This is a genomic window from Corynebacterium sp. HMSC035E02 (assembly GCF_001836065.1).
In the GTDB taxonomy this organism is placed as follows: domain Bacteria; phylum Actinomycetota; class Actinomycetes; order Mycobacteriales; family Mycobacteriaceae; genus Corynebacterium; species Corynebacterium hiratae.
Genome location: NZ_KV827314.1, coordinates 1 through 6,001 on the forward strand (window position 1 = coordinate 1; position 6,001 = coordinate 6,001).

A 6,001-nucleotide genomic window follows, 5' to 3' on the forward strand; every position below is an offset into this window, starting at 1 on the left:
GGGTCTCGGTCGGCTCGCTCGGGTCCGTGGGGTCGGTCGGCTCGGTCGGGTCCGTCGTCGGGGTCTCGCTTGGTTCCTCGCTCGGCACGCTCGGCTCGTCACTCGGGCCTTCGCACTTGCACTTGGTACCCACGCGCAGCCTGCGTGGCTGCGGGTCTTTGATGACCTCTTCAGAGGTCTCCGGATCGCCTACCGGCTGACCGTTCTTGAGCTGCCAGGTCTTGGTGATCTCCTTCTCACCAAACTGACCTGCCTGGTCCTCGACAACCTTGCCCACCTCGAGGTTCGGGTCGTACTCGATCAGGGTGTCGTACGGGGTCTTCTCGGTGTGCTTATCCGTCAATGTGGACTCGTGGTCCTTAGCCGGACCAACCTCGATGATCTGCTTAACCGGCTCGCTCACGGTCGACTTAGTGGGCTCACCCTTGGTGACATTGCCCTTGTCGTCGACCTCGACATCAACGATGTGCTTTATCTCACCAGGCTTGCCTTCTTGGACAACCTTGGTCTCACCAGGCTGCAGCTTGGGGTTAACTCGTACCTCAACTTCAAACGGGGTGTTCTCAGTCCATTCGATCTTGGTAGACGTCGGCGTTCCCTTGGTGCCCACCTTGATGATCTTCTTAACCGGCTCGGTCACACGCTGGGTCTCGGTCTTTGTGTCCGTAACCTCCGAGTTCACGATGGTCAGCGTCGTAGTGACCTTGTCCTTACCGAGCTGGCCTTCTTGGACAGTCTCCTGCTTACCCGCTTCCATCGTGTCATCGAAGATGACCTCGGTTTCGAATGGCACATCCTTGACATACTCACTGGTGTGAGTGCCTTCCGACTTAGTGCCCACGCGGATGATCTGCTTGACCGGCTCCTTGGTGCGCTCAGTCGTCACTTCAGGGTCACCCGAAGGCTTGCCATCGACGATCTTCTGAGTCGACGTCACAACCTCGGTGCCAAGTTCACCCTGCTGGTCAACCTTCTGTTCGCCCTCCTTGAGGGTGTTGTCAAAGACAATCTCGGTCTCGAACGGAACCGGCTTCTCAACCTTGGTCACCACGGTGGTGTCCTCAGCCGCTGGGCCGTACTCGATGATCTCGTTGACCGGGTCCTTAGTCTGCTTCTCCTCCGGAATGACCGTTGCCTGGTCTCCCTTGGCGGTGAAGTCAGCGGTGTAGGTCTTCTCGCCAGGCACGCCCTTCTGGACGACCTTGATCTCACCCGGCTTCAGCTCCGGGTTCGGACGGGTAATAACCTCGAACGGAACCTGGGCAGTCCAGGTGACCTTCTCGGATGCCTCGGACGGCTTGGTGCCGACCTTGATGACCTGATCGACCGGCTGCTTGGTGATCTCCTCAGAGATCTGCGGATCGCCCGGCTTGGAGTTGACGATGTCGCGCGTGATCGTCACAGTCTTCTCGCCCGGCTCACCCTTGGTGGTCACCTTGGACTCGCCGGCAGGCAGTGTCGGATCGAACTCGATCTTCACGCCGAACGGAACCTCAGACTTAACGGCCTCAGTGTTGGTGCCGGTGGTCTTGGTGCCAACGCGGATGATCTGCTCGGTCGGCTCCTTCGTGCGCTCAGATGTCACGACCGGGTCGCCCGAAGGCTTGCCGTCTGCGATCTTCTGAGTCGAGGTCACAACCTCGGTGCCGAGCTCGCCCTGCTGATCGACAACCTGCTTACCCTCTTCCAGGGTGTCATCGAAGACGACCTTGGTCTCGAACGGAATCGGCTTTTCAGTCTTGGTCACGAGCTCACTCGGAGCGAGGCCCGGGCCGTACTCGATGATGCGCGGCTTGGCTTCCTTGGTGGTTTCTTCCTCGGCTATCTGTGCCTCGGAACCCTTAGCGGTGAACTTGGCGGTGTAGGTCTTCTCGCCGTTCTCGCCCTCCTGAACAACCCGGGTTTCACCAGGCTTCAGGTCTGGGTTCTCGCGAACCTCAGTCGGGAAAGGAATCGGGACCGTCCATTTAACGTCCTTGGCACTCTCAGCAGGCTTGGTGCCGACGACGACAACTTCGTTGACGGGAGCCTTGGTGCGCTCCCAGCTACCGTCCTTGTTCTGCTTCTCTTCGCCCGGCGCGCCCTTGGTCTCAACCTTGTGGGTACCGGCGGGGATGGAGTCGTCGTACTTGTACTCGACCTTGAACGGAACCTCACGGGTCGGAACATCGACTACGTTCACCACTGCCTTGGCAGTGTCCGTGGAACCGTCTTCATAGGTAACCGTTACGGGAATCGTGACCTGCGTACCTGGTTTGGCATCCGCCGGTGCGGTTGCGGTTACCTGGCCGTTGTCGTCAATGCTGACGGTCCAACCTGCAGGAACCTCACCCAGCTTGTAGGGGTTTTCCTTCGCCACGTTGACGTCGACCGGTTTCTCGAGTTTCACCGGCAGCTTCGCAGTCTCACCCGGGTAGACCGTCTCTTCGGGGTAGGTCGGATCTGCTTCCCAGTTGTTGGTCAGCTTGACGATGGTGCTGACGGGGACATCATCCACCGAGCCATCTGGGTAGGTAACGGTGATCTTGTTGTCGTGCTTATCGCCTGGCTTAGCGCCAGCAGGCGGGGTCACAGAAATCTCACCGGTGTCCGGGTTGATCTTGTACTTCCACCCGTCAATCTCTGTCTCGGTGATCGGTTCATCACCGTCCACGCCGAAGGCAAACTTGGACCCGACCGGAATGTTATTCGGTTGGATGGATCGTTTGACCTCGGTGCCCGGACCAGTGACTTCCACGGAGTAATAAGGCTCGTTGACGTCCTTCTGCTCCTCAATCACCTTGAACGGTGCGAAAACAGTCTCCTTGGAACCGTCCAGGTACGTAACCTCCACAGGAACCTGGATGCCGTCGCCAGCCTTCGCGTCCGCCGGCGGGGTCGCGGTCACGATGCCGGATTCGTCGACCTTGACAGTCCAGCCCTCGACGTTGTCGGGTGCACTGAATCGCTTCGACTTATCTTCGGCCAAGTCACGCTCAGGAACCTTGGTGTCATCCAAAATCGGGGAGGCCTTCTCGACGCCAGGCTTCGTGGTCTTCAGCTCATACTTCGGCTCGTAGATCTGGCGGTGCTTACCCCTCGCCACCACGGTGGCGATGGTGAAGTCGCGCGAACCATCCTTGTAGGTCACGCGAACTGGAATATCCGCAGAAGACCCCGGCAGTACATTCTTGCCGATCGGCGTGGTGATCTCACCCGTGACTGGATCAATCTTCACCTGGTCCCAGGTCAGGTTGCGCGGAGGTGCAATGTAGTCCGGATCCTTCGGGTCAGTCACGAGGGAGAAGCGCGGTTCAGCAGCATCACTCAAGTACGTGCGGTCGACCTTGCTCGTCACCGTGGTGCCGATATCACCGGTCACAGTCGGGTAGGAAGGCTGGTTCGCGCGCGCGTATGCATCAACGACGGTAAAGTCCGCCGGCACACTTGCCTTGGAACCATCAGGGTAGGTGACTTCTACCGGGATGGTGACGGTAGCACCGTTCGGCACGTTTTCACCAGGAGTAGCGGTAACTGTACCGCTCTCATCGATGGAGAACTCCCAATCCTTAGGCCACTGATTTTTCGGAGGCAGCTTGTATGTGGCCTTCTTCGGATCATCCAACAAGGTCGTGATGTCCGACTTCACCGGCTCCCCAGCCTTAGTGAGCTGGGGACGGTAGAAAGCGTTGTCCTCGCCAGAGCCGTCACCGATAACGCTGATGGTGCCAGTAGCGATCTGCGGGTTCGCGCCACTCGGGTAGTACACCTTCACCGGAACGGTGAGCTGCGCGCCCGGCAGTGCAGACTTCGGGATGGTGGAGGTCAGCTCACCAGTATTCTCATCGACAGTGACAGTCCAATCACCCACCTTGTACTCGGTGCTGCCGTCTTCAAAGGTGTAGCGGTTGGGCTCTTCGTCGTCTTCACTGCCGCCCAGACCCACCGGGGGCATGACCGGCTGAAGCTTCACTTCCTCCTCAGGCTTGCCGGAGACAGCGGTGTAGTCCGGCACCTTCACGTTGTTGACTACTTGGAAGGAAACATCGACTTCGTCGATCGTGCCATCCGGGTAGGTAGCCCTGATCTTCGGGGTGATCGTCGAGAAGTTCGGGGCATCCTTCGGGGACTTTGCGGTGACCTTACCGTTCTCATCCACGGTCACCGTCCAGCCTTCCGGCACACCTCCCACTACCTCATAAGACGTCGGGGTGAAGGGGCCGTAGTCATCAATGACCTTGCCCACAGTCAGCTGTGCTTCGATGTCCTGACCCGGAACGCCCTTAGTGTTGCCCGGGCTCTGGAGCTCCGAGACCTGAGTGTTGTTGTGGTCCACCGTCACAAGCAGCGGGATAATATCCCGCGAGCCATTGGAGTAGGTCACGATGACGCGCGGTTGGGCAAAGGTGCCAGGGGCTGGGTTTAGCGGAGCGGTGACGGTGACTTCGTAGGTATTGGGATCCATCTTGACATCCCAACCCGAGTAGACGTTCTTCTTATCCAGCTTGACCTCGGCGTCAAAGCCGCCGTCCTCGCGCTTCTTCACCAGGTTCGAAATCTTGTCCCCGGCCTCCTTGAACGTGACTACCTGTCGTTCCTTGGTGGGCTTGTTGTCCTCCACCCCGGAGATAATTGCCTGTTGGTCGGGGTTATACTTCGGGTCGTGGAACTGGGTGTCATCGAAACTCCACTGGTGGTTGGCGATAACGTTCGGCTTGCTATAGCGCGTCAGTGAGTTGGAGCTGTCGAAGACTTGGGTATCGCCAAATTCATTGTTGTTCTCACCGGCAGCCTGGAGCTGATCCACAGTACGCGGCTTGGCCAGCACGCTGAAGCGCATTCCCTGTTGATCGCTCAGCTTCGTGCCCTTGTACTCCGGCATGGTGTATTTGATGGTGCCGTCGGCGTCGATGGTCAGACGCTGCTGACCACCGGAGGCATCGGTGTCGCTCGTTCCGATGAAGTTGCCCTGAGCGTCGTAGGCTTCCACGACCATGCGGGACATGGAATCGTCGGTGCCGCCGCCAGTGATAGCAGGTACGTTGATCTTGCCGACCTCGAGCACCTCGCCCGGTCTGATGACCAGCTTCTCCTGGTTCTTCCACGACACCGTGATCGGGTTACATTCGATGTTCTCGCTCGGCCACGGGTTCACGATGGCCGTAAAGGATGCGTTGCTTCCCTGGGTGGCTTTCGGACCGTTAACGTTGTCCTTGGTGTACGTGCCCTGCCAGGCGTAGCGTACCGGGTTAGCGGCAGTGGCTTCAGCGAACTGCTTGACTTTTGCATCGGTAAGTTCCGCGTTGAGATTCAGGTTTCGCTGTCGGGCAGAAGCAGTAATACCGAGGTTTTCGGTGGCCTTGTCAGTGACATTGTTGCCAAGAAAAGTCTGACCGGCCCCCATAGAGGGAACCTGTCCCGCATCGAGAACCGCCGACAACAACCCTGAATTGGTAAAGCCCCAATCAGCGAACGTGCGATCCTTCGAGTTATCGAAGGAGACACTCAAACCCCACCGGGTTTTCGAGGGGCTGTCAGCGCCTGGTTCCAAGGTGTTCCAGCTGAAACCAGCCTGGCTGCCATCCGGAGCGGATTCCGAGACAACACACGAACCGGCCGGCAGGTCGGAGGCCTTCTGGGCGTCCTGCTCTACCGCGCCGTTGCCGTCGCTGCCGCGGAGGCCGCCGGTAAAGCCAGAAGCTGCTGTGGCCTCGGGGACGACAGTATTAAAAGAGGTGATGCTGAGGCCGCTCAGCGCGAGTGTAATAGCAGAAAGTGCTGCTACTCCTTTACGGGAAGAGGGCCGACGGGCCGAGCCACTTCGTGGTGCATTCATTCCTTAGGTCCTTTCAAATGCAGTACCCTGCCCCACCCCACAGTGCGGAAACCCGAAAGCCGCGACGGCTTCTCAAGGTATTTCCTCACAAATTCGTTTAAGGATTGACAGGAAATAGGCAGGTGAACTCTAAAAATTGTATCCTCCTATACATAAACCGGCCCTTCCGGTTTTAGAGTGCGTTGA

General features: G+C 58.5%; 1 protein-coding gene. It reads right to left on the reverse strand.

Translation table 11 applies throughout. The annotated features are described in order from the left end of the window. Positions 1-5,815: G5 domain-containing protein (locus HMPREF2635_RS02975; RefSeq protein WP_070821258.1), on the reverse strand; the 5,815-nt coding region annotated here is incomplete at its 3' end. Between the last annotated feature and the right edge of the window lie 186 nt (positions 5,816-6,001).